Raw genomic sequence first — 25,121 nt, forward strand, 5'->3', positions numbered from 1 at the left:
GAGCATGGTAGGGCCTGAAGGCGCGGCACGGCCGCGAGGACGGAACTTCCCATGCGCTTCTCCCTCAAAACGGTCCTCGCCGGTGCCATCGGCCTGCTCGCGCTCGCCGCGGCCGGCCAGGGGATCGCCAGCGTCGTGAGCCTGTCGGAGATCGAGCGGAACGCCGCGGCGATCTCGCAGCAGGCCCTGCCCGTGCAGAACCAGGCCGAGGCCATCGGGACGGCCGTGCAGGACGCGCGCCTGCGGCTCTACCGGCTCGCGGTGGCCTCGCCCGACGCGGCGGCCCTGGACAGGAACCAGACGGCGCTGACCGACGCCCTCGGCGAGCTGTCGGGCCTTCGGCAGGCCTATCAGGAGCGCCTGACGAGCCCGGAGGCCCGCGCGATCTACGAGCGCTTCACCAATGCCTGGAACGCCTACCAGAACGTCCAGCTGCAAGTGGTCGAGCTGATGATCGCGGGCGACCAGCCGGGCGCCCTCGCGCTCGTCCTGGATCCCGCGACAGGGGCGCAGAACGACGCCGCGGTGGCCAGCCTGACCGAGTCGATCGCGGCGGCCCGGGGCCAGACCGAGGCCAACGTCACCCAGACCGTGCAGGCGGCGACGCGGGCCAAGCTGATCGCGCTGATCGCCACCGTGGTCGGCCTCGCGGTCGCGGCGGCCGCGATGCTGTTCGCCCTGTTCGGGATCGCGCGCCCGATCGAGCGCATGACCGGCGCGATGGGCCGCCTCGCCGAGGGCGACGAGACCGTGCCGGTCCCCCATACGGGCCGCCGCGACGAGATCGGCGCGATGGCTGCGGCCGTGCAGGTCTTCAAGGACAACCTGATGCACACCCGCGCCCTGGAGCGGGAGACCGCGCTGGCGCGGGAGGGCGCCGAGGCGCAGCGCCGGCGCGCGGTCCACGCCATGGCCGAGTCGTTCGAGGCCGCGGTCGGCGGCGTGCTGGCCCGGGTGGCGGACGCGGCCCTCGGCCTGCGGGCCGACGCCGAGGCGATGAGCGGCACGGCCACGCACACGGCCGAGCGCTCGGCCACGGTGGCGGGCGCCGCGCAGGAGGCCGCCCAGCATGTCGGCACGGTCGCGGCCGCCGCGGAGGAACTCGGCGCCTCGGTGCAGGAGATCGGCCGCCAGGTCGACGGGTCCGCCGAGCTCGCCCGGAGCGCGGTGGTCCAGGCCGGCGACACGGCCGGCCTCGTGCAGGAACTGAGCGACGCCGCGGGCCGGATCGGCGACGTCGTCCGCCTCATCACCGCCATCGCCGGCCAGACGAACCTGCTGGCGCTCAACGCCACCATCGAGGCGGCCCGCGCCGGCGACGCGGGACGCGGCTTCGCGGTGGTCGCCAGCGAGGTGAAGCAGCTCGCCGCTCAGACCGCCCGCGCCACCGAGGAGATCGCCGGTCAGGTCGGCCGCATCCAGGGCGCGACCGGGCAGACCGTGGACGCGATCGACGGGATCGCGGCGCGGATCCGCGAGATCGACGAGGTCGCGACCTCGATCGCGGCCGCCGTCGAGCAGCAGGGCGCGGCCACCCGGGAGATCGCCCGGAACGTCGCCGAGGCGGCGTCCGGGACCGGCGCGGTCACGGGCACGATCGACGCGGTGGCGCGGGCGGCGGACGATACCGGCACGGCCGCCACGCGGATGCTGGCCTCGGCGTCGAGCCTCTCGGAGGAGGCCGCCGAGCTGCGCCGGGAGATCGACGCCTTCCTGCACACGGTGCGCGCGGCCTGAGGTCCAGCCGGGACTCAGCCGGGGCTCGACAGCTTCATCAGGACGAGCCCGGAGCCGATCAGGCCGGCCGCGACGATCCGGCTGGCGCTCGCCTGCTCCCCGAGCACGGCGATGCCGACCAGGAAGGCGCCGACCGCGCCGATGCCGGTCCAGATCGTGTAGGCGGTCCCCAGCGGCAGCGTGCGCATGGCCAGCGCCAGGAAGCCGACGCTGCCGGCCATCGCCGACGCCATGAGGGCGGTCGGCCAGAGGCGCGTGAATCCGTCCGACTGCTTCATCGCGAAGGCCCAGACGACCTCCAGCACGCCCGCGGTGACGAGATAGATCCAGGCCATGGCGGCCCTCCCGAAAGGGCCGGGCCGTCCCGGACTTGTGCCCCGCACGGCGGGGGGAGGACGTGGCCTCGCGGCGCGTCAGCTAGAGAGGATCGACCGGGCCCGCAAGCGCGGCGGCGCCGGAAGCTCCGCACCGCCCCATCCTGGATGCCGCGTCTGCGGCCTCCGGAGGCCTCCTCCGAGGCCTCCGCCGCGCTCCGGCAGACGGGAGGATCCGCGGCGCGGATCCCTCAGGCCACCGCCGCGAGGTGCTTGACCTCGGCCTTGGCCACCACCTTGCCGACCGGCGGCGCCTTGCAGGTCTCGGCCTCGGGCGCCAGGACCGGCGGCTGCACCCAGCGGCCGGCGTCGAGGTCGGCGATCCGGCCGTTGATCTCGCGGATGACGTAGCGCGAGAACGGGTAGACGTGCAGGTAGATCACCATATTGGTGACCACCGCCTCCAGGGCGGCCGGGTTGCGGCGGGCGGTCTCCAGGAACACGCTCCAGAAGTGCTTGGCGAGTTCCGGACGCCGCACGGTCATCCGCCAGCACACGCGCAGCAGCGAGTAGAGATCGTGCGCGACGTGGCGCCAGTTGAGCTTCTGGGCGGCGAATTTCGGCCGCTTCACCTGCCGCGCCACCACCCGCACCCGGTCGAAGAAATTCGGCGGGTCGTAGATCTCCTGGAGGACGTCGCGGTAGTCGCCGAGCACGTCGCGCTGCGGGCGCAGGGTCACGAAGTTGATGCCCTGCGTGCACTGGTCGCCCTGGTCGGCGGTCGTCGCCGCGTAGTTCTCGTAGAGGCGGCCCTCCTTGCGCAGGCGGCGCGAGAGCTGCGTGTTCGGCAGCGCGAAGAGCAGGCCGACCATGGCGATCGGGATGCCGGTCTGGCTGATGCACAGCGACATCGCCTTGCTGATGCTGTCCTTCTCGGTGTCGAAGCCGACGATGAAGCCGGCCGTGACGAACATGCCGTGCTCGTAGAGCTTGTGCACGCTGTCGGCGATGGACCGCTTGGTGTTCTGCTTCTTCTGCGTCTGGATCAGCGTCGCCTCGTCGGGCGTCTCGATCCCGGTGAACAGGGCGAAGAAGTTCGCGTCCCGCATCATCCCGAGCAGTTCGTCATCGTCCGCGAGGTTGAGCGAGGCCTCGGTGGAGAACTTGAACGGGTAGCCGTGCGCCTCCTGCCACTGGATCAGGTGCGGCAGGAACAGCTTGATCGCCTTCTTGTTGCCGATCAGGTTGTCGTCGACGAAGTCGACATGGCCGCGGTAGCCGAGGCCGTAGAGCCGGTCGAGCTCGGCCAGCATCTGCGGCGTGGTCTTGGTCCGCGGGGCGCGGCCGTAGAGCTCGATGATGTCGCAGAACTCGCAGGTGAACGGGCAGCCGCGCGAGAACTGGACGCCGATATAGAGGTAGTGGCTGAAGGTCAGCAGGTCGAAGCGCGGGATCGGGCTCTTGGTGACGTCGGCCTTGAACTTCTCGGCCGTGAGCCGGCCGCGGCGCTCGCCGGCCTCCCAGGCGGCCACGAACTTGTCGAGGATGCCCTCGGCCTCGCCGAGCACCAGGAAGTCGGCCTTGTCGTAGACCTCCGGCGTCGAGGTCGGGGCCGGGCCGCCGACGCAGACCGGGGTGCCGAGCGCCACGCAGCGGTCGATGACCACGAGGCAGTCCGGCTCCTGGGGCAGCATGCCGCCGGTCATCACGAGGTCGGCCGCCCGGATCTGCGCGTCCGTCAGCTCCTCGCAGTTGCGGTTGACCAGCGTCACCTGCCAGGCCGGCGGCAGCATCGCGGCGAGCGTGATGAGGCCGAGCGGCGGCGCGGGCGCGCGGGCGCCCTGCAGCTCCATGGCCTCTTTGAAGTTCCACATGGAGTTTTCGTAGAACTTCGGGAACACCATCAGCACGCGCGGGGCCGTGTTCGCTTCCGACATGCCAGTTTCCCTCGTTCACACGCACGGTCCCGACCCGACCGGAGATCGGAGCGGGCACAGGATCGACCCCTGACCTGCGGGCGAATTAAGGCCGTTTTTCGCTCCCGCAGCAATCGGAGCCGCCGATCCCGACAGGACGCGCGTCCGGGCCCCGCGAATCAACCCCGCCGACGGGTCCCGGGGCGGATCCGGCCCGTTTGCCGCGGGGCTGCGCCATTCGGGCGACAGGTCCCGCCGGAACCGTCACGGCCCGACGCGGAACCGCTCCGGCCGCGTCCCGTCGGCGTCGGTGAAGCCGTAGACGCGCGCGAGGTCGCCGGCGTGCAGCACGGCGCCCGCCCGGGCGGCGATGTCGGAATCGGCGGCGAGCGCCGCCAGCGCCCGGCCGGCGTAGAGGGGGCTCTCGGTGGCGTGCTGCTCCTGGCCGAGGTCGCGCGCCCGCTCGGTGGCGACGAAGCCCGGCGACAGGCCGAGGGCGGTGACGCCGTGGGGCGCGAGTTCCCGGGCGAAGGCCAGGGTCAGCCGGTTGGTCGCGGCCTTGGCGGAATCGTAGAACACGTCGCCGAGGTAATCCTCGGTCCCGAAGGAGACGAGCGCCAGCAGCCCGGCCCGCGCCGCCACCATGGCGGGGGCGACCGCCCGGGCGAGCAGCAGGGCCGGCAGCGGCCCGGCCTCGAGGAGGCCGATGTACGGCTCCGCCGAGCGGCGCCAGAACGGCGTGCCCCAGCCGGCCCCGTCCGGGTAGCGCTCGCCGTCGTAGCCCTCGTTGCCGCTCCACACGCTGCAGGCCACGACGTCGATCCGCCCGAACCGGCGCAGCGCCCAGTGAACCAGCGCGTCGGTGGCCCGCTCGGAGCGGTGGTCGCACAGGTAGTGGTGCCCGCGCCCGCCGGCCGCGTCGACCGCGCGGGCCGTGTCCTCGATCGCCTCGGCGCGCATCTCGGTGCGCGGGCCGGTCTCGCTGGAGCGGGCCGTGACGATCACCGTGGCCCCCGCCTCGCCCAGCGCCCGGGCGAGGCCCCGGCCGACGCCCCGCGACGCGCCCGCGACGAGGCAGATCTTCTGGGAGAGGTCGGGCGGGGTCACGCCGAGGCGGCGGGCTTCGACCGCGACAGGAAGGCGGCGAGCCGCTCCTGGGATTCGGGCGAGCGCAGCTGCGCGTCGAAGGCCTTCGCCTCCGCCTCCAGGGCCGCCTCCACCTGCGCCTGGTCGCCCCGGATCAGCGCCCGGGACGCCGTCAGCGCCCCGCGCGGCAGGGCGGCGAGGCGCGCGGCCTGCGCGATGGCCTGCTCGACCAGCATGTCGGCGGGCAGCACCGCGTTGACGAGGCCCAGGGCCTGCGCCTCGTCGGCCTCGAGCGGCCGCGACAGGAGCAGCAGCTCGGTCGCCCGGAGCCGGCCGACCCGCAGGGGCAGCAGGTAGCTCGACGCCGCCTCCGGCACGAGGCCGAGTTCCACGAACGGCATGCGCAGGCGCGCCGCCGGGCTCGCGTAGACGAGGTCGCAGTGCAGGCAGAGGGTCGCGCCGATGCCGACCGCGATCCCGTCGACCGCCGCCACCATCGGGGTGCGGGTCCGGGCGAGCTGGCGGATGAAGGCCAGCGCCGGCGAGGAACTGAATCCATCACCGGCATGCCCCATGAAGTCGGCGAGGTCGTTGCCGGCGCTGAACATGCCGGGCTGCCCGGCGAAGACCACGGCTCCGACCGCGTCCGACGCGTCGGCCTCCGCCAGGCCCGCGCGCATCGCGTCGTACATGGCGCCCGTGAGGGCGTTCTTCTTCTCCGGACGGTTCAGGGTGATCAGGCGGACGCCGCCCGCGCGGTCGTCGATCGTGACGGGTTCGGCCATGGTCCGCTCCTCAAACCGCCAGCGCCAGGGCGGCGTCGTCCGTGAAGGCGCCGCCCTCGACCACCGCCTGCTCCAGGCCGGAGGCGGCGACCAGGAGGTTCTCGGCGTAGAACCGGGCGAGGGCGATGCGGGCCGCGTGCGCCGGATCCGTCTCGCCCGCCTTCCGGGCGGCGCTCGCGGCCAGCGCACCCCGGGCGAGGCAGGCGGCGCCCAGCGTGAGGCCGAACAGGCGCAGGTACGGCGTCGCGCCGGCGAGCGCCGCCTCGGGGCGGTTCGAGCTCAGCGCGGCGAGCTGGTGGCTCGTCGCCCGGTCGAGGCTGCCGATCCCGTCGCGCAGCCGCGCCGCCATGTGGCCGAAGGCCGGGTCGCCGGCCTTGAGCAGCCCCTCCGCGGCCCGGCGCATCCAGGCGATCTGCGACCGCGCGGTGCCCCCGCCGTTCAGCGGCAGCTTGCGGGCGGTGAGGTCGATGGCCTGGATGCCGTTGGTCCCCTCGTAGATGCCGAGGATGCGGGCGTCGCGCATGAGCTGCGCCGCCCCGGTCTCCTCCACGAAGCCCATGCCGCCGTGGACCTGCACGCCGAGCGAGGTCACCTCGTTGGCGAGGTCGGTGGCGAAGGCCTTCGCCACCGGGGTCAGCAGCGAGGCGCGGTCCAGGGCGGCCTGCCCCTCGGGCCCCTTCGACGCGTCGAGGGCCGCGGCGGTGAGGTAGCAGATGGCGCGGGCGGCGGCCGTCGAGGCCTTCATGGTGAGCAGCATGCGCTGCACGTCCGGATGGGCGGCGATCGGGCTGGTCGCCTCGGCGGCGCCGACGGCCTTGCCCTGGCGGCGCTCCTGCGCGTAGGCCAGCGCCCGCTGGGTCGCGGCCTCGGCGACGCCGACGCCCTGCAGGCCGACATTGAGCCGCGCCGCGTTCATCATCGTGAACATGCAGGCCAGCCCCCTGTTCTCCTGGCCGATCAGCCAGCCGGTGGCGCCGCCGCCGTCGCCGAACGCCATCGAGCAGGTCGGCGAGGCGTGGATGCCGAGCTTGTGCTCGATTCCGGAGCAGCGCAGGTCGTTGCGGGTCCCGTCCGGCAGCACCTTCGGCACCAGGAACAGCGAGATGCCCCGCGTGCCGGCGGGCGCGTCGGGCAGCCGGGCCAGGACGAGGTGGACGATGTTCTCGGCGAGGTCGTGCTCGCCGTAGGTGATGTAGATCTTGTTGCCGATGATCCGGTAGGTGCCGTCGCCCGCCGGCACGGCCCGGGTGCGCAGGAGGGCGAGGTCGGAGCCCGCCTGCGGCTCGGTCAGGTTCATGGTGGCGGGCCATTCACCCGAGACCAGCTTCTCGAGATAGCGCGCCTTCAGGTCGTCGGAGCCGTGGGCCGCCAGCGCCTCGATGCCGCCCTGGGTCAGGAGCGGGCAGAGGCCGAAGGCGAGGTTGGCGCCGTTCCACATCTCCGTGCAGGCGGCCTCGATCAGCTTCGGCAGGCCCTGGCCGCCGTGGTCGGCCTCGGCCGAGAGCCCGTTCCAGCCGCCCTCCGTGAAGGTGCGGTAGGCCTCGCGCCAGCCGGGCGGCGTGGTGACGCGCCCGTCCGCGAAGGGGGTGCCGTGCCGGTCGCCGACCCGGTTGAGCGGCGCGATCACCCCGGCGGCGATCCGCCCGGCCTCGGTCAGGATCGCCTCGGCGTCGTCGGGATCGACCGCGTCGAGCCCGGCCACGTGCCGCAGCGTGAAGAGCATCTCGGGGACCGGGGCGCGGTAACTCATACGATCCTCCCGTGTGGCGGCCCGCCCGCTCGTTCGATCCGGGGCGGGTTTGACCGCGCCCGCGCACCGGCGCTAGGGCGGGGCGAGGATAGGCGCGCGGGGCTCGCGCCGCCATGACCTCGGAGACGGCTTCCCGCATGAATGATCCCGGGTCAACGGTCCCGGCCGCGACCCGGCGGCTCACCGCCGGCGCGGCCGGCCTCGCGGAGGCCGCCGCGCTCCTGCGGGCCGGCCGCCTCGTCGCCTTCCCGACCGAGACGGTCTACGGGCTAGGAGCGGACGCGACCGACCCTAGGGCGGTGACGGGCATCTTCGCCGCCAAGGCGCGGCCGCGCTTCAACCCGCTGATCTCGCACCTGCCCGACGCGGCGGCGGCCCTGGCGGAGGGGGTGTTCGACGCTCCGGCGCGCCGCCTCGCGGAGGCCTTCTGGCCCGGCCCCCTGACCCTGGTAGTCCCGGCGCACGCGGGCACGCGGGTCTGCGACCTCGCCCGCGCCGGCCTGCCGAGCCTCGCCCTGCGGGTTCCGGCACACCCGCTCGCGCGGGATCTCCTGGCGGAGGTCGGGCTGCCGGTCGCGGCGCCCTCGGCCAACCGGTCCGGGCGGGTGAGCCCGACCCGGGCCGACCACGTCCTCGACGATCTCGCCGGCCGGATCGCCGCGGTGCTCGACGGCGGCGACACGCCGGTCGGCGTCGAGTCGACGGTGGTGGCCTGCCTCGGCGGCCCGCCGCGGCTGCTGCGGCCCGGCGGCGTCACCCGGGCCGCGCTCCGGGCGGTGCTCGGCCTCGACCCGGCGGCGCCCGAGGCGGCGGATGCCGACCGGCCGGCGGGTCCGGGCATGCTCGCCTCGCACTACGCGCCGCGGGCGCGTGTCCGGCTCGACGCGGTGCGGGTCGCGCCCGGCGAGGCGGTCCTACTGTTCGGCTCGCACCTCCCGGCGGATCACGAATTCGCGCGGGCCAGCCTCAACCTGAGCCCGGCGGGAGATCCCGCCGAGGCCGCGTCCCGGCTGTTCGGCGCCCTGCGCGACCTCGACGCCTCGGGCGCCGAGACGATCGCGGTCGCGCCGATCCCCGAGGAGGGCCTCGGCGAGGCGATCCGCGACCGCCTCGCCCGGGCGGCCGCGCCCCGCTAACGGCGCAGAAATTTTCGCCGCCCGCGGAACAGAGTTCGGCCTGATCCGTTTACTGATCACGAAGGCCTTCTCAGCCCCCAATGGCCTTTTTCCTTTCAGGCTCGGAGCAATCCGAGCCTTTTTTCTTGCCTCCTCAGTCTCGGGCCAGCTTGGCCGCGATGCCGGCCACGTGGCGGCCCTGGAACCGCGCGCCCTCCAGCTCGACGGCGCTCGGCTGGCGGGACCCGTCGCCGTCCGCGATCGTGCTGGCGCCGTAGGGCGTGTTGCCCTTCACCGCCTCGACGCCCGCCTGCCCCTGGAAGCTGTAAGGAAGGCCGACCACCACCATGCCGTGGTGGAACAGCACCGTGTGGAAGCTCGTCAGGGTCGTCTCCTGGCCGCCGTGCTGCGAGGCCGTGGAGGTGAAGACCGAGCCGACCTTGCCGACCAGCGCGCCCTTCATCCAGAGGCCGCCGGTTTGGTCGATGAACTGCTTCATCTGCGAGGCCATGTTGCCGTAGCGGGTCGGCGTGCCGAAGATGATCGCGTCGTAATCGGCGAGTTCGGCGACCGTCGCGACCGGCGCCGCCTGATCGAGCTTGAAGTGGTTCTGCCGGGCAACCTCCTCAGGCACCAGCTCGGGCACGCGCTTCACGACGACCTCGGCGCCCGTCTCGCGGGCGCCCTCCGCGACTGCGTAGGCCATCTGCTCCACGTGGCCGTAGGTCGAGTAGTACAGCACCAGAACCTTTGCCATGGGATGGTCTCTCCTGCGTGTCGGACGTCCGGCCGAATCGACGGCCGGCGGAAGGCCCCTGCATCGCGCATTCGCTGCCTTGCAAGAATGCCCCGACATGCAAGATTGATCTTGCACAGACGCAAGGATTTGGGCGTGACGCTCGACTGGGACGAATTCCGGTTCGTGAAGGCCGTGGCCGACCGGGGCGGCCTGACCGCGGCGGCGGCCGAACTCGGGATCAATCACTCGACGGCGTTCCGGCGCCTCGCCGCCCTGGAGGCACGGCTCGACACACGCCTGTTCGAGCGGCTGCGCACGGGCTACCTGCCGACCGCCGCCGGACAGGCGATGATCGAGGCGGCCGGGCGGATCGAGGCGGACGTGGCGCGGTTCTCCCGCGCGGTGGCGGGACAGGGCGAGACGCCGTCCGGCGAGTTGCGGGTGACCGCGCCGGCGGGCTTCGCCGCCGAACTGCTGATGCCGATGCTGGCGAGCTTCGCGGCGCGCTACCCGGAGATCCGGATCGAGCTCATCCTCGCCGAGGCGACGCTCAATCTCTCGCGCCGGGACGCCGACGTGGCGATCCGGATCAGCCGGGAGCCGAGCGAGACCCTGGTCGGGCGCCGACTCGCCCTCACCGCCTGGGCGGTCTACGGCCGCGCCGATCGCACCTACGGCGACCTCGCCCGCGAGGACTGGATCAGCCCGGGTCCGGCGGTGGCGGGAGGGACGCTCACCCGGTTCGTTGAGGCGCGGGCGCCGCCCGACCGAATCCGCCTCCGGATCAACGCGGTGCTGGGCCTGGAGGCGGCGGTGGAGGCGGGCCTCGGCATCGGCCCGCTCCCTTGCTTCACGGCCGACGTCAACCCGGCGCTGCGTCGCCTGTCCGGACCGCACCCGGAACTCGGGGCGGATCTCTGGATCCTGACGCATCCGGACCTGCGCCACGCGGCGCGGGTCCGGGCCTTCATGGAGCACGTCGCCGAGGCGCTGCTGCCGCTGCGGCCGCGCTTCGAGGGGCGGTGACCCGCCTCAGCGGATCTCGACCACCTCGACCTCGTGGCCGTTCACCTCGACCACGTCGCCGATCGTCTTGCCGGTGATCGCCCGGGCCAGCGGTGCCACGTACGAGATCGAGCCCTTGTGCGGGTCGGCCTCGTCCTCGCCGACGATCCGGAAGGTCTGCCGGGTCTCCTTGCCGGCCTCGTCCTCGCGGAGCACCGTGACGGTGGAGCCGAACTGCACGGTGTCGCCGCCCTTCGGCTCCACGAGCTGCGCGGTGTTCTTCCGGGCCGCCCAGTAGCGCAGGTCGCGCCCGATGCGGGAATCCTCCGCCTTGTCGGCGGGGTCCAGCGAGGCGACCTCCTTCTCCAGGCGCGCGACCTCGGCCTCGATCTGCGCGAGCCCCTCCGGCGTGACGAAGTTCGTGTGCGGCGAGATCGGCCGATCCGGCAGATTCTCGAACGCTTCCCCACCCTCGGGCTCTTTGACGAATGCGACGCTCATGAAGACGCCAACACGCGAGGTACGGCAAAGGTTCCCGCGCGACCGCGTTTCGGCCGGCCCGGCGTTTTCGCAATGGCGCGGGACGGGTACCGCTCGCTAGACTCTCGGGGGAGTCACCCGGAGCCGTCGATGTCGTCCCTGTCCGCCGCCGAGGCCGTCGCCGCCAACCGCCAGGCCTGGGATGCCTCCGCGCCGCTGCACCGGGACGACCCGTCGTGGGACCGGCTCACGCGGTCCTTCGCGCAGGATCCCGGCTTCTCCTGCTTCGACCCGCCGATGGAGGCGGCCCTGCGGGCGATCGGGCTCGCCGGGGCCTCCGTCGCGCAGCTCTGCTGCAACAACGGGCGCGAGACGGTGTCGCTGATGAATCTCGGCGCCCGGTCGGCGACCGGGTTCGACCAGTCGGAGGCGTTCCTCGCCCAGGCCAGGGAACTCGCCGGCATCGCCGGGCGCGACTGCCGCTTCGTCGCGGGCGACGTGCACGCGATCGAGGCGCGCTACGACGGCGCCTTCGACCTCGCGGTGATCACCATCGGCGTGCTGGGCTGGATGCCCGACCTGCCGCGCTTCCTCGCCGTGGCGGCGCGTCTCCTGCGCCCGGGCGGCCGGATCCTCGTCCACGAGGAGCATCCCGTCGTGAACATGTTCGAGCCGCGGGCGGAGCAGCCGCTCCTGGTCCGGCACTCCTATTTCCGCACGGCGCCGTTCGTGGGCGAGGACGCCATCGTGTACGGCGACGGGCCGGCCCCGCGGGTCGGACCGCATTACTGGTTCGCCCACCCCGTCGGCGCGCTGATCGAGAGCCTGATCGGCGCGGGCCTCGCGATCGAGCGGTTCCGGGAATTCCCGGACAACATCAGCACGACGGCCTGCGACGCGCTCGCCGCCGACCGGCTCCTGCCGATGAGCTACCTGCTCCAGGCCCGGAAAGGCGCCTGACGGACGCCGGACCTACGCCACCGTCACCACGGTCCGGCCCCGGACCTTGCCGGCCAGGATCTCGTCGCCGAGCCGGCCGACCTCCTCCAGGCGGACCGTGCTGGTCATGGCGGCGAGCTTGCCGAGGTCGAGCTCGCGGGCGAGGCGCGCCCAGGCCGCCCGGCGCTTCGGCTGCGGGGTGGTGACGCTGTTGATGCCGAGGAGCGACACGCCGCGGAGGATGAAGGGCGCCACCGAGGTCGGCAGGTCCATGCCCTGCGCCAGCCCGCAGGCCGCGACGGCGCCGTCCGCCCGGGTCATGGCGAGGACGTTGGCGAGGGTCGTGGAGCCGACGGCGTCGACGCCCGCGGCCCAGCGCTCCTTGCCCAGCGGCTTGCCGGGCTTCGACAGTTCGGCCCGGTCGAGGATCTCGGCCGCACCGAGCCCCTTCAGGTAGTCGGACTCGCCGTCCCGGCCGGTGGAGGCGATCACGTGCCAGCCCGCCCGGGCGAGGAGCGCCACCGCGACGGAGCCGACGCCGCCCGAGGCGCCGGTGACGATCACCGGGCCGTGCTCGGGCGTCACGCCGTGGGCGTCCAGCGCCATGCAGCACAGCATCGCCGTGTAGCCGGCGGTGCCCACCGCCATGGCCTGCTCGGCCGTGAGTCCCTGCGGCAGCGGCACCAGCCAGTCGCCCTTGACCCGGGCGCGCTGCGCGTAGGCGCCGAGATGGGTCTCGCCGACGCCCCAGCCGGTGAGCACGACCGCGTCGCCCGGCCTGTAGTCCGGATGGTCCGAGGTCTCGACGATCCCGGAGAAGTCGATGCCCGGGATCATCGGGAAGCGGCGCACCACCGGCGACTTGCCGGTGAGCGCGAGGCCGTCCTTGTAGTTCAGGGTCGAGTGCGTCACCCGCACGGTGACGTCGCCGTCCATCAGGTCGGCGTCGTCGAAATCCCTGAAGGCGAGGCTCTGGCCGGCCTCGCCCTTGTCGACCACCCAGGCCTTGAACGTCCCCATCGTCACCTCCCGTGCTGCGCGGTGAGGTGTGGCCGGGACGCCCGGAATCAAGGCGGACGGCGGTCGTTACCGGCTCAGTATCCCTCGTACCGGCTGCCCGTGTAGAAGCCGAGACCGACGCCGATATCCGACGAGCTGGCCCCGGTGATGCCGAGGGCGTCCGGGATGGAGCCGACGAGCGGCCCACCGTAGGTCGCGGGCCGGTAGCCGTAGCCCCCGCCGATCGGCGCCCAGCCGGCCCGGGCCGGCGCCACGAGGACGCGGCGGCTGACGCTGGCGTATTCCGGCGGGATCGTCTCGGGGATCGTCTGTGCCGGGCGGACCAGCACGGTCCGGGTGCGGACCGCGAAGCGCGGGGGCGCGGTCACCCAGCAGCCGATCAGCTCGCCGCCGGGGCCGCGGCTGGTCTGCCAGTAGCGGCCGCCGGGCGAGACCATCACGCGCTCCGACACCGTGTCGTAGACCGGCGGCGTGGTGCGGTAGACCGTCCGGGGCGGACGCACCAGCACGCTCTCCTGCACGGTGTCGTAGACCGGCGGCGTGACGACGCGGCGATAGCATTCGGAGCCGTAGCAGCCGCCGGCCTGGGCGGGAGCGGCGAGGAGCGCGCCGCCGAGGGCGGCGGCGAGGAGAGCGGTGCGAGCGACCGGCACGGTCATGGAAGTCCTCTGATACGCATTACTGCGAGACGCGGCGCGAGCGCGGCGCTCGTCTCGACGTACCAGAGGCCAGACTCGTTGCCCGGCGCGCAAGCATTATCGGGAACGAAGGTAAAATTAACCCTTGGTTTCGACTGCTTAGGCGTCAGCTACCTAGGTAGGATTGTTCGGATCTTCGACAGTCCCTCTTATGAAGTCCGACGCGGCCCGGGTCAGGTCTGGCCGGCCCGGAGCTGGTAGAAGATGTGCCGGCCGATCACGTCCATCTTGCGCAGGCGGCGGGCCCAGCCCGGACGCACGTAGTCGGCGTGGTAGTGGGTCGCGGCGCCGACCTCCGCGAGGTAGGTCCGGCCCTCGATCACCGAGCGGGCGATGCGGGTGGCGGACTCCCAGGCGCCGGCATCGGTGATGCGCAGGGACTTGCCCTCGCAGGCGAAGGAGAACTGGCAGCCCATGTAGTGGTGCCGGTTCTGGTAGACGACGCCGCAGACGCTCGCCGGGTAGAGGCCGCTCTTCACCCGGTTGAGCACCACCTGGGCGACGGCGGCCTGGCCGGCTTCGGGCTCGCTCCGGGCCTCGAAATAGACCGCCTCGGAGAGGCAGCGCTGCTCCTTGTCGAGGGCGTTCGGGTCGATCAGGTCGGCGTAGCGCCGGCGCGCGTCCTCGGGCACCGACTGGGCGCCGTCCGGGCGCTCGGTGCGGATCGCGAAGTCGGGGAGCGCGAGGCTCGCCGCGGCGATCTCGACGGGGATCGCGTCCGCGGGCGCCGGCGTCGTGGACGACAGGGCGATGGCCCGCGGCACCGGCGGGGTCGAGCCGTCGAAGCGCTCGGGGCCGCCATCCTCGGTGAGGTCGGCCGTCCCCGCGCCCGTGGAGGCGGCGGTGCCGCTGCCGGTGGTGAGGCCGAGATCCGGCACGGGGACGAAGGCGGCCTCCGGCTCGGATTCCGGATCCCAGATCGCGGAGCCCTGCGTCAGCACGCCGGTGACGCTGCCGGTGACGTCGCCGAAGACCAGGGCGCCGCCCGCCTCGCGCAGGCTCGCGGCCCGGCGGGCGAAGCTCTCGGCCGGCGGCCGGGTCGGGTCGCCCTTGCCGGCCCGCTGCACGACGGGGAAGACGTGCGCGCCGGTCTTGAAGATCGCCTGGGGCGGCTCGTCGCCGAGGCGGCGGAGGGCCGACCCGATCAGCAGGGTGCCGGGCGGCAGCGGCGGGACCGTGTCGGCATCGATCACCCCGAGCCGGCTCGCCCCGATGGCGTTCTCCGTGCCGGCATCGGCGGTGAACGACACCAGCAGGCCCAGCCCGACCATCCAGGGCGTCAGGGCCGCCGAGAGCCAGCGCAGGCTCGATTCCCGTCCTCGTCTCGTGCCCACGACGCCAGACCCGCACTCACGCACCCGAACCGGCCCGATCCTCCCCGTTTCCAGGGTGTTTCTGCGGCCGCGCCGAATTTATCGCGCGGTATGGTTGAGCCGCCGTTAAGGCCGGATGGACCCGCGTGTCTCGATACGGCCTCGGATGGGACGGTACCGTCGACGCTTCCGAACCCCTTCAACGCGAGTGCAGCGAAGCGACCCAGGGATCGCCCGGGTCGGGGATCGCGCGCCGCCCCGGCCTGCTTCGCTGCGCTCGCGAAGACGGCGGCGCTGAGCGAGGCACGCCACGAAAGAAAAGGGCGGCCCGAAGGCCGCCCTCTCTCGTCTCGGACCTGCCGGCCGCCTCACTCGGCGGCGGCGGGCGGAAGCTCCTCGACCGGCATCGCGCCGCTCTCGGTCTGCTTCTGCTGCAGGATCATCGCGTCGCGGCGGCGGGCGATGGCGCGGATATCCGCCACCATCGAGCCGGTACCCGCCGGGATCAGCGAGCCGACGATCACGTTCTCCTTCAGGCCTTCCAGGGTGTCGACCTTGCCGTTGACCGCCGCCTCGGTGAGGACGCGGGTGGTCTCCTGGAACGAGGCCGCCGAGATGAACGACTTCGTCTGCAGCGAAGCCTTGGTGATGCCGAGCAGGACCGGGACGCCCTGGATCGGCTTCTTGCCCTCGGCGAGCAGCTTCTCGTTGTAGTCGGTCAGCTCCGTGCGATCGATCTGGTCGCCCGAGAGGATGTCCGAATCGCCGCCGTCGGTCACCTCGACCTTCTGCAGCATCTGGCGGACGATCACCTCGATGTGCTTGTCGTTGATCGACACGCCCTGCAGCCGGTAGACCTCCTGGATCTCGTTGACGAGGTAGGCCGCGAGCTCCTCGACGCCCTTGATCGCCAGGATGTCGTGCGGCGCCGGGTTTCCGTCGACGATGTAATCGCCGAGTTCGACCACGTCCCCGTCCTGCAGGTGGATGTGCTTGCCCTTCGGGATCAGGTACTCGACCGCCTCCGAGCCGTCATGCGGCGTCAGCGTGAGCCGACGCTTGTTCTTGTAGTCGCGGCCGAACGCGATGGTGCCCGACTTCTCGGCGATGATCGCCGCATCCTTCGGGCGCCGGGCCTCGAACAGCTCCGCCACCCGCGGCAGACCGCCGGTGATGTCGCGGGTCTTGGCCGAGTCGGTCGAGACGCGGGCGAGGATGTCGCCGGCCTTGACCGTCGCGCCCGGGTCGAAGCCGATGATGGCGTCGACCGGGAGGAAGTAGCGGGCGTCCGAGCCGCGCGGCAGCTTGAGCGCCTTGCCGTCCCGGTCGACCACGACCATCGCGGGCTTCAGGTCCGAGGTCCGGGCCGACCCGCGCCAGTCGACGACGACGCGCTTGGCGATGCCGGTCGACTCATCGGTGGTCTCGGTCATGGACTGGCCGTCGACCAGATCCTCGTAGGCCACGATGCCGTCGACCTCGGTGAGGATCGGACGGGTGTAGGGATCCCACTCGGCGATCCGCTGCCCGCGCTTGATCTTGTCGCCCTCGTCGACCCGGAGCTTGGCGCCGTACTGCAGGCGGTGGACCGCCCGCTCGACCCCGTCCGACCCGACGATGACGACCGCCACGTTGCGGCCGGTGGCGATCAGGTCACCGTCCGTGTTCTTGGCGATCGCGCGGTTGCGGATCTTGATCGTGCCCTCGAAGCTCGACTCGATGAAGGACGAGTCGGCGATCTGGGCCGCGCCGCCGATGTGGAAGGTGCGCATCGTGAGCTGCGTGCCCGGCTCGCCGATCGACTGCGCCGCGATGACGCCGACCGCCTCGCCCATGTTGACGGGCGTGCCGCGGGCGAGGTCGCGCCCGTAGCAGGTGGCGCAGACGCCGCTCTTGGTGGCGCAGACCAGCACCGAGCGGATCTTCACCTCCTGGATGCCGGCGGCGTTGATCGCCGGCAGGTGCCGCTCCTCGATGGTCTCGCCGGTCTTGACGATCACCGTGCCGTCCGCGGCCACGAGATCCTCCGCCGTGGCGCGGCCGAGGATGCGGGTGGCGAGCGTCGCCACGACCTGGCCGGCATCCACGATGGCGCGCATCTTGATGCCGCTGGTCGTGCCGCAATCCACCTCGCGGATGACCGCGTCCTGCGCCACGTCGACGAGGCGGCGGGTCAGGTAGCCGGAGTTGGCGGTCTTCAGCGCGGTGTCGGCGAGGCCCTTACGGGCACCGTGCGTGGAGTTGAAGTACTCCAGCACGTCCAGGCCTTCCTTGAAGTTCGAGATGATCGGGGTCTCGATGATCTCGCCCGACGGCTTGGCCATGAGGCCGCGCATCGCCGCGAGCTGCTTCATCTGGGCAGGCGAGCCGCGGGCACCCGAGTGGCTCATCATGTAGATCGAGTTGACCTGCTTGTCGGCGCCCTTCTCGTCCTTCTGGACGCTGGAGATGCGGCCCATCATCTCGGCGGCCAGCTTGTCCGAGCACTTCGCCCAGGCATCGACCACCTTGTTGTACTTCTCGCCCTGGGTGATCAGGCCGTCGTTGTACTGCTGCTCGTAATCCTTCACGAGCGCGCGGGTCGTGTCGACGATCGACCACTTGTTCTCCGGCACGACCATGTCGTCCTTGCCGAACGAGATGCCGGCCTTGAACGCGTGGTTGAAGCCGAGCGCCATGATCCGGTCGCAGAAGATCACCGACTCCTTCTGACCGCAGTGGCGGTAGACGGTGTCGATCATCGCCGAGATCTCCTTCTTGGTCATCAGCTTGTTGACGACGTCGAAGGGCACCTTGGCGTGCTTCGGCAGGGCGCCGGACAGGATCACCCGGCCCGGGGTGGTCTCGTAGGTCTTGGTCAGGGGCTCGCCGTCCGGGCCGATGCCGGTCCAGCGCCACTTGATCTTCGAGTGCAGCGACACGGCCTTGGCGGCCAGGGCGTGCTCCAGCTCGCCCATGTCGCCGTAGACGCCCTGCATCGGGTTCTTGGCGTTGTCGGCCTTGTACTCGCCCGGCGCACCCTCGGCCACGATCGACAGGTAGTAGAGGCCGAGCACGATGTCCTGCGACGGCACGATGATCGGCTGACCGTTGGCCGGGTGCAGGATGTTGTTGGTCGACATCATCAGGACGCGCGCTTCCAGCTGCGCCTCGAGCGACAGCGGGACGTGCACGGCCATCTGGTCGCCGTCGAAGTCGGCGTTGAACGCGGCGCAGACCAGCGGGTGCAGCTGGATCGCCTTGCCCTCGATCAGCTTCGGCTCGAAGGCCTGGATGCCCAGCCGGTGCAGCGTCGGCGCGCGGTTCAGCATCACCGGGTGCTCGCGGATCACCTCATCGAGGATGTCCCAGACCTCCGGCTTCTCCTTCTCGACGAGCTTCTTGGCCTGCTTGACGGTGGCCGAGAAGCCCTTGGCGTCGAGGCGCGCGTAGATGAACGGCTTGAACAGCTCCAGAGCCATCTTCTTGGGCAGGCCGCACTGGTGCAGCTTCAGCTCCGGGCCGACCACGATGACCGAGCGGCCCGAGTAGTCGACGCGCTTGCCGAGCAGGTTCTGGCGGAACCGGCCCTGCTTGCCCTTCAGCATGTCGGCGAGCGACTTCAGCGGGCGCTTGTTGGCGCCCGTGATGACGCGGCCGCGGCGGCCGTTGTCGAACAGGGCGTCGACCGCCTCCTGCAGCATCCGCTTCTCGTTGCGGATGATGATGTCGGGGGCGCGCAGCTCGATCAGCCGCTTCAGGCGGTTGTTGCGGTTGATGACGCGGCGGTACAGGTCGTTCAGGTCGGAGGTCGCGAAGCGGCCGCCGTCCAGCGGGACCAGCGGACGCAGGTCCGGCGGGATCACCGGCACGACCGTGAGGATCATCCATTCCGGCTTGTTGCCGGACATCTGGAAGGCCTCGATGATCTTGAGCCGCTTCAGGAGCTTCTTGGGCTTCAGCTCCGAGGTGGTGACGGCGATCTCCTCGCGCAGATCGTTGGCGATCTTGTCGAGGTCGAGCTCCTGCAGGATGCGCCGGATGGCCTCGGCGCCGATCATGGCGGTGAACGAGTCCTCGCCGTACTCCTCCTGCGCGCGCAGGTACTCCTCCTCCGACAGGAGCTGGCGCTCCTTCAGGGGGGTGAGGCCCGGCTCGATGACGCAGTACGACTCGAAGTACAGGATCCGCTCGAGGTCCTTGAGCGCCATGTCGAGCAGCAGGCCGATGCGGCTCGGCAGCGACTTCAGGAACCAGATGTGCGCGACGGGGGCGGCGAGCTCGATGTGGCCCATGCGGTCGCGCCGGACGCGCGCGAGGGTGACCTCGACGCCGCACTTCTCGCAGATGACGCCCTTGTACTTCATGCGCTTGTACTTGCCGCACAAGCACTCGTAGTCCTTGATCGGCCCGAAGATGCGCGCGCAGAACAGGCCGTCGCGCTCGGGCTTGAAGGTCCGGTAGTTGATGGTCTCGGGCTTCTTGATCTCGCCGTACGACCAGGAGAGGATCTTCTCCGGGGACGAGATCGAGATCTTGATCTGGTCGAAGCTGACCGGCGTGGCCTGCTGGTTGAAAAGGTTCATGACCTCTTGGTTCATGATCCACTCCTTGTTGACGCCGACAGCCCCGCGCCGGGCCACCGCGTCCTGAAAAAGATCCGGCGCCGCGCCCCGCACGGGCGCTGCTCACCGTCGTCGAACCCTGGAAGGCCCCTCCCCTTCCCGCTCGACCGTGGCGGCGGCACGCCGCCGCCACGGGAGGTTTTCTTCCGGCTTACTCGGCCGCGTCGGCCGGCGGCTCGAGCTGGTCGTTGGCGGCCTTCTTGGAGGACGTCAGCTCGACGTTGAGGCCGAGCGAGCGCATCTCCTTGACGAGCACGTTGAACGACTCGGGGATGCCGGCCTCGAACGTGTCGTCGCCGCGGACGATCGCCTCGTAGACCTTGGTGCGGCCGGCCACGTCGTCCGACTTCACCGTGAGCATCTCCTGCAGCGTGTAGGCCGCGCCGTAGGCCTCCAGCGCCCAGACCTCCATCTCGCCGAAGCGCTGACCGCCGAACTGCGCCTTGCCGCCCAGCGGCTGCTGGGTGACGAGCGAGTACGGGCCGATCGACCGGGCGTGGATCTTGTCGTCCACGAGGTGGTGCAGCTTCAGCATGTAGATGTAGCCCATCGTCACCTTGCGGTCGAAGGGCTCGCCGGTACGCCCGTCATAGAGCGTCGACTGCGCCGAGCGGTCGAGACCGGCCATCTCCAGCATCTGCTCGATGTCGGCCTCCTTGGCGCCGTTGAACACCGGGGTGGCCATCGGCACGCCGCGGCGGACGTTGTTGCCGGCCTCGGCCAGCTCCTCGTCCGTCAGGCCGTCGAGCTCGCCCGGGGAGTAGATCGCCTTCATCTCCTCCCGCAGCGGCGCGATATCCTGCGTCTTCAGATAGGCATCCACCGCCTTCGACACCTTGCGACCCAGGCCCGCAGCCGCCCAGCCCAGGTGCGTCTCCAGGATCTGGCCGACATTCATGCGCGAGGGCACGCCCAGCGGGTTGAGCACGATGTCGGCATGCGTCCCGTCCTCCAGGAACGGCATGTCCTCGATCGGCACGATCCGCGACACGACACCCTTGTTGCCGTGACGGCCGGCCATCTTGTCGCCCGGCTGGATCTTGCGCTTCACCGCCACGAAGACCTTGACCATCTTCATGACGCCCGGAGGCAGTTCGTCGCCGCGCTGCAGCTTCTCGACCTTGTCGAGGAAGCGCTGCTCCAGGCGCTTCTTCGACTCGTCGTACTGCTTCTGCATCGCCTCCATCTCGGTCATGAGACGGTCGTCGATGACGGCGAACTGCCACCACTGCGAGCGCGGGTAGTCGTTGATCAACTCGCGGGTGAGCGGGGTGTCCTTCTTGAAGCCCTTCGGGCCGGCCACCGGCGCCTGGCCGATCAGCACGTCCGCGAGGCGGGCGTAGGTGTTGCGGTCGAGGATCGCCTGCTCGTCGTCGCGGTCCTTGGCGAGCCGCTCGATCTCCTCGCGCTCGATCGCCTGGGCGCGCTCGTCCTTGTCGACGCCGTGGCGGTTGAACACCCGGACCTCGACGATCGTGCCGGTGACGCCCGGCGGCACCCGCAGCGAGGTGTCGCGGACGTCCGAGGCCTTCTCGCCGAAGATGGCGCGGAGCAGCTTCTCCTCCGGCGTCATCGGGCTCTCGCCCTTCGGGGTGATCTTGCCGACGAGGATGTCGCCCGCGTTCACCTCGGCGCCGATATAGACGATGCCGGCCTCGTCGAGGTTCTTGAGCGCCTCTTCCGACACGTTCGGGATGTCGCGGGTGATCTCCTCCGGCCCGAGCTTGGTGTCGCGGGCCATCACCTCGAACTCCTCGATGTGGATCGAGGTGAACACGTCATCCTTCACAATCCGCTCGGAGAGCAGGATCGAGTCCTCGAAGTTGTAGCCGTTCCACGGCATGAACGCGACGAGCACGTTCCGGCCGAGCGCCAGCTCGCCGAACTCGGTCGAGGGACCGTCGGCGATGATCTCGCCCTTCTTCACGAACTCGCCGACGCGGACCAGCGGCTTCTGCGTGATGCAGGTCGACTGGTTGGAGCGCTGGAACTTCTGCAGCCGGTAGATGTCGACGCCCGGCTTGTTGGCGTCGGCCTCTTCCGTGGCGCGGATGACGATGCGGGTGGCGTCCACCTGATCGATGATGCCGGCCCGGCGGGCCGCGATGGCGGCGCCGGAATCGCGGGCGACCACCGCCTCCATGCCGGTGCCCACGAACGGGGCGTCGGCGCGGACGAGCGGCACCGCCTGGCGCTGCATGTTCGAGCCCATGAGCGCGCGGTTGGCGTCGTCGTTCTCGAGGAACGGGATCAGCGCCGCGGCGACCGAGACGAGCTGCTTCGGCGACACGTCCATGAGGTCGACGCGCTCGGGCCCGACGACGATCACCTCGCCGGCCCGGCGGCAGACCACGAGGTCCTCCGTGAGCTTGCGGTTCTCGTCCATCTGGGCGTTCGCCTGGGCGACGTAGTACTTCGCCTCCTCCATGGCCGAGAGGTAGGCCACCTCGTCGGTGACCACGCCGTCGCGCACGCGCCGGAACGGGGTCTCGATGAAGCCGTACTTGTTCACCCGCGCGAAGGTGGCGAGCGAGTTGATCAGGCCGATGTTCGGGCCTTCCGGCGTCTCGATCGGGCAGATGCGGCCGTAATGGGTCGGGTGCACGTCGCGCACCTCGAAGCCGGCGCGCTCGCGGGTCAGACCGCCCGGGCCGAGGGCCGAGAGGCGGCGCTTGTGCGTCACCTCGGACAGCGGGTTGGTCTGGTCCATGAACTGCGACAGCTGCGACGAGCCGAAGAACTCGCGCACGGCCGCGGCCGCGGGCTTCGCGTTGATCAGGTCCTGCGGCATGACCGTGTCGATGTCGACCTGGCTCATGCGCTCGCGGATGGCGCGCTCCATGCGCAGGAGGCCCAGGCGGTACTGGTTCTCCATGAGCTCGCCCACCGAGCGGACGCGGCGATTGCCGAGGTGGTCGATGTCGTCGACCTCGCCCTTGCCGTCGCGCAGCTCGACCAGCGCCTTGACGACCGCCAGCATGTCCTCCTTGCGGAGGGTGCGGACCGTGTCGGCGGCGTCGAGGTCGAGGCGCATGTTCATCTTCACGCGGCCGACCGCCGAGAGGTCGTAGCGCTCGGAATCGAAGAACAGCGAGTGGAACATCGCCTCGGCGGTCTCGAGGGTCGGCGGCTCGCCCGGGCGCATGACCCGGTAGATGTCGAACAGCGCGCCCTCGCGGCTGGAATTCTTGTCCACCGCCAGCGTGTTGCGGATGTAGGGCCCGATGTTGACGTGGTCGATGTCGAGCACCGGCAGCTCGGTGATCCCGACATCCTCCAGGCTCTTCAGGAGCTTGTCGGTGATCTCCTCGCCGGCCTCGGCCCAGATCTCACCGGTCTGCGCGTTGACCAGATCCTCGGCGACGTACTGGCCGACGAGATCCTCGTCGGTCGCCTTGAGGAACTTGGTACCCTTCTCGGTGATCTGGCGGGCGTTGCGGGCGTTGAGCTTCTTGCCGGCCTCGAGCACGACCTCGCCGGAATCGGCGTCGATCAGGTCGACCGTGGCCTTCAGGCCCTTCATGCGCTCGGCGTCGAACGGCACGCGCCAGTCGGCGCCGTCCCGGTCGTAGACGACCTTGTTGTAGAAGGTCGACAGGATCTCCTCGCCGTCGAGGCCGAGCGCGTAGAGCAGCGACGTCGCCGGCAGCTTGCGCTTCCGGTCGATGCGGACGTGCACGATGTCCTTGGCGTCGAACTCGACGTCGAGCCAGGAGCCCCGGTACGGGATGATGCGGGCGGCGAACAGGAGCTTGCCCGAGGAGTGGGTCTTGCCCTTGTCGTGGTCGAAGAACACGCCCGGCGAGCGGTGCATCTGCGAGACGATGACGCGCTCGGTGCCGTTGACGATGAAGGTGCCGTTCTCCGTCATCAGGGGCATGTCGCCCATGTAGACGTCCTGCTCCTTGATGTCCTTGACCGACTTGGCCTGGGTGTCGGGATCGACATCGAACACGATGAGGCGCAGCGTGACCTTCAGCGGCGCCGCGAAGGTGATGCCGCGCTGGCGGCACTCGTCCACGTCGTACTTCGGGGCCTCGAAGGTGTAGCGCACGAACTCGAGCAGCGCCGTCGAGGCGAAGTCGGAGATCGGGAACACCGACTTGAACACGCTCTGCAGCCCCTCGTCGGCGCGCCCGCCCTCGGGCTCGTCGACCATCAGGAACTGGTCGTAGGACGCCTTCTGAACCTCGATGAGGTTCGGCATCTCGGCAACTTCCTTGATCTTGCCGAAGAACTTCCGAATGCGCTTGCGACCGACCAGCGTGTTGGCCATGTGACCTCGCTCCTACCCGCGTGCCTCGCGCCCGGGGAAGCGTTCCCGAAAGGGACCTCCCGCGCCGGGCCGTGACGCGCGCCCCGCCGAGCCGCGCCACCGAACCGAATCTCTCGCCGGCCCCTTCCGGGACCATCCGCCGAAGCGGCCTAAAGCCCGCGGGCGCTGACCCGCGGGCTCCGGTCACGACAGGCCCGAAACGGACCTCCGTGGGGTGATGGGCCGGGACCGGCCCATCGTCGACTTACTTGAGCTCGATCTTGGCGCCGGCCTTCTCGAGCTGGGCCTTGAGCTTCTCGGCCTCGTCCTTGGCGACGCCTTCCTTGACCGGCTTCGGCGCGCCCTCGACCAGGTCCTTGGCCTCCTTGAGGCCGAGGCCGGTGATCGCGCGGACCTCCTTGATGACCTCGATCTTCTTGTCGCCGGCGGAGGCGAGGACGACCGTGAACTCGGTCTGCTCCTCGACGGCGGCGGCGGCGCCACCGGCGGCCGGGCCGGCGGCGACGGCGACGGCAGCGGCGGCCGAGACGCCCCACTTCTCCTCGAGCATCTTGGCCAGGTCAGCGGCCTCGAGCACGGTCAGCGAGGACAGGTCGTCGACGAGCTTGGCGAGATCAGCCATTTTGAATTCCTCTCAGATATCGGTTTGAACGGATGGATTTTGAAGGGCCTCAGGCGGCCTCGTCCTTCTTGGCATAGGCCCCGAACACGCGGGCGAGCTTGGAAGCCGGCGCGTTGACGACCTGAGCGATCTTGGTCGCGGGCGCCTGCACGAGGCCCACGATCTTGGCGCGCAGTTCGTCGAGGGACGGGAGCGAGGCGAGCGCCTTCACGCCGTCCGGGTTCAGGGCGGTCTTCCCCATCGCGCCGCCGAGGATCACGAGCTTGTCGTTGGCCTTGGCGAAATCGACCGCGACCTTCGCGGCAGCGACCGGATCGCCGGAATAGGCGAGCAGGGTCGGGCCCTTCAGGAGCGGCTTGATGGAGGCGACGTCCGTGCCATCGAGTGCGATGCCGGCGAGGCTGTTCTTGGCGACCTTCACGGTGGCGCCGGCCTGCTTCATCTGCGCGCGCAGCTTCTGCATGTCGGCGACCGTGAGGCCCTTGTAGTGGGCCACGACGACGACGGCGCTCTGATTGAACACGCCGTTGAGCGTCGAGACGAGATCAGCTTTAGCTGTCCGGTCCACTGGGCTCTCTCCGGTTGGCGGAACCCGGTCTCGGGTCCGCCGGTTGCACATGCCGCCCGGACGTGGTCTCGGCCTTCAGAAGACCGGGAACGTCCGAACGACGCTTCGCGGCCCTGTCCCCGCGCGTGCCCCTTCGGGCCGCCTCGGGCGAGTT

The 25,121-nt window shown here is 70.9% G+C and carries 18 protein-coding genes; 4 read left to right on the forward strand and 14 right to left on the reverse strand.

Annotated features, from left to right (window positions below):
* The first annotated feature begins 51 nt into the window (after positions 1-51).
* Positions 52-1,737, forward strand: a complete 1,686-nt coding sequence (locus ACLBXO_RS21510; RefSeq protein ID WP_447686615.1) for a methyl-accepting chemotaxis protein — start codon at positions 52-54, stop codon at positions 1,735-1,737.
* A gap of 14 nt (positions 1,738-1,751) precedes the next feature.
* On the opposite strand, the gene ACLBXO_RS21515 is transcribed toward ACLBXO_RS21510, so the two are convergent.
* The 5 genes from ACLBXO_RS21515 to ACLBXO_RS21535 form a co-directional block, all read right to left on the reverse strand.
* Positions 1,752-2,072: a DMT family transporter gene (locus tag ACLBXO_RS21515; protein WP_447686616.1), complete on the reverse strand. Its 321-nt coding sequence runs from the start codon at positions 2,070-2,072 to the stop codon at positions 1,752-1,754.
* A 230-nt stretch (positions 2,073-2,302) separates the two neighbouring features.
* Positions 2,303-3,988 (reverse strand): B12-binding domain-containing radical SAM protein, encoded by a 1,686-nt coding sequence (locus ACLBXO_RS21520; RefSeq protein ID WP_331312643.1) that lies wholly within the window; start codon positions 3,986-3,988, stop codon positions 2,303-2,305.
* A 243-nt stretch (positions 3,989-4,231) separates the two neighbouring features.
* Positions 4,232-5,074: an SDR family NAD(P)-dependent oxidoreductase gene (locus ACLBXO_RS21525; protein ID WP_447686617.1), complete on the reverse strand. Its 843-nt coding sequence runs from the start codon at positions 5,072-5,074 to the stop codon at positions 4,232-4,234.
* Positions 5,071-5,838, reverse strand: a complete 768-nt coding sequence (locus tag ACLBXO_RS21530) for an enoyl-CoA hydratase-related protein (RefSeq protein WP_447686618.1) — start codon at positions 5,836-5,838, stop codon at positions 5,071-5,073. The genes ACLBXO_RS21525 and ACLBXO_RS21530 overlap by 4 nt, the downstream gene beginning before the upstream one ends.
* Before the next feature lie 10 nt (positions 5,839-5,848).
* Complete coding sequence (locus ACLBXO_RS21535; protein ID WP_447686619.1) at positions 5,849-7,588, reverse strand: acyl-CoA dehydrogenase; 1,740 nt, start codon at positions 7,586-7,588, stop codon at positions 5,849-5,851.
* A 137-nt stretch (positions 7,589-7,725) separates the two neighbouring features.
* Here ACLBXO_RS21535 and ACLBXO_RS21540 point away from each other — a divergent pair, with 137 nt between their 5' ends.
* Positions 7,726-8,724 (forward strand): L-threonylcarbamoyladenylate synthase, encoded by a 999-nt coding sequence (locus tag ACLBXO_RS21540; RefSeq protein WP_447686620.1) that lies wholly within the window; start codon positions 7,726-7,728, stop codon positions 8,722-8,724.
* 133 nt (positions 8,725-8,857) lie between these two features.
* On the opposite strand, the gene wrbA is transcribed toward ACLBXO_RS21540, so the two are convergent.
* Positions 8,858-9,460 (reverse strand): NAD(P)H:quinone oxidoreductase, encoded by a 603-nt coding sequence (gene wrbA, locus ACLBXO_RS21545; protein ID WP_012320764.1) that lies wholly within the window; start codon positions 9,458-9,460, stop codon positions 8,858-8,860.
* Positions 9,461-9,595: 135 nt separating this feature from the next.
* On the opposite strand from wrbA, the gene ACLBXO_RS21550 reads away from it, so the two are divergent.
* Positions 9,596-10,468, forward strand: coding sequence for a LysR family transcriptional regulator (locus tag ACLBXO_RS21550; protein ID WP_447686621.1), 873 nt, complete (start codon positions 9,596-9,598; stop codon positions 10,466-10,468).
* 6 nt (positions 10,469-10,474) lie between these two features.
* Here ACLBXO_RS21550 and greA read toward each other — a convergent pair whose 3' ends face one another.
* On the reverse strand, positions 10,475-10,948 hold the full coding sequence (gene greA / locus ACLBXO_RS21555) for a transcription elongation factor GreA (protein WP_447686622.1): 474 nt from the start codon (positions 10,946-10,948) through the stop codon (positions 10,475-10,477).
* A 129-nt stretch (positions 10,949-11,077) separates the two neighbouring features.
* Between greA and ACLBXO_RS21560 the strand changes: the two genes are divergently transcribed.
* The gene (locus tag ACLBXO_RS21560; protein ID WP_447686623.1) at positions 11,078-11,887 is read left to right on the forward strand and encodes a class I SAM-dependent methyltransferase; all 810 of its coding nucleotides are present in this window, start codon (positions 11,078-11,080) and stop codon (positions 11,885-11,887) included.
* A 12-nt stretch (positions 11,888-11,899) separates the two neighbouring features.
* Here ACLBXO_RS21560 and acuI read toward each other — a convergent pair whose 3' ends face one another.
* From acuI to rplJ, 7 genes are all read right to left on the reverse strand, one after another.
* Entirely contained in the window at positions 11,900-12,886 is a 987-nt protein-coding gene (gene acuI, locus ACLBXO_RS21565; RefSeq protein WP_447686624.1) for an acrylyl-CoA reductase (NADPH), read from the reverse strand.
* 74 nt (positions 12,887-12,960) lie between these two features.
* Positions 12,961-13,545 carry a hypothetical protein gene (locus ACLBXO_RS21570; protein ID WP_447686625.1) on the reverse strand — a complete coding sequence of 195 codons (585 nt, stop codon included), beginning with the start codon at positions 13,543-13,545 and terminating at the stop codon, positions 12,961-12,963.
* A gap of 212 nt (positions 13,546-13,757) precedes the next feature.
* Positions 13,758-14,855 (reverse strand): cell wall hydrolase, encoded by a 1,098-nt coding sequence (locus tag ACLBXO_RS21575; protein ID WP_331312744.1) that lies wholly within the window; start codon positions 14,853-14,855, stop codon positions 13,758-13,760.
* A gap of 410 nt (positions 14,856-15,265) precedes the next feature.
* A complete protein-coding gene (gene rpoC / locus ACLBXO_RS21580) occupies positions 15,266-19,477 on the reverse strand; it encodes a DNA-directed RNA polymerase subunit beta' (protein WP_331312651.1) in 4,212 nt (1,403 codons plus the stop codon).
* A 175-nt stretch (positions 19,478-19,652) separates the two neighbouring features.
* On the reverse strand, positions 19,653-23,777 hold the full coding sequence (rpoB, locus tag ACLBXO_RS21585; protein WP_331312652.1) for a DNA-directed RNA polymerase subunit beta: 4,125 nt from the start codon (positions 23,775-23,777) through the stop codon (positions 19,653-19,655).
* Between the two features lie 244 nt (positions 23,778-24,021).
* Entirely contained in the window at positions 24,022-24,399 is a 378-nt protein-coding gene (gene rplL / locus ACLBXO_RS21590) for a 50S ribosomal protein L7/L12 (RefSeq protein ID WP_012320773.1), read from the reverse strand.
* 49 nt (positions 24,400-24,448) lie between these two features.
* The gene (gene rplJ / locus ACLBXO_RS21595; protein ID WP_331294684.1) at positions 24,449-24,967 is read right to left on the reverse strand and encodes a 50S ribosomal protein L10; all 519 of its coding nucleotides are present in this window, start codon (positions 24,965-24,967) and stop codon (positions 24,449-24,451) included.
* Positions 24,968-25,121: the final 154 nt, after the last annotated feature.

The sequence above is a fragment of the Methylobacterium sp. C33D genome, from assembly GCF_053345825.1.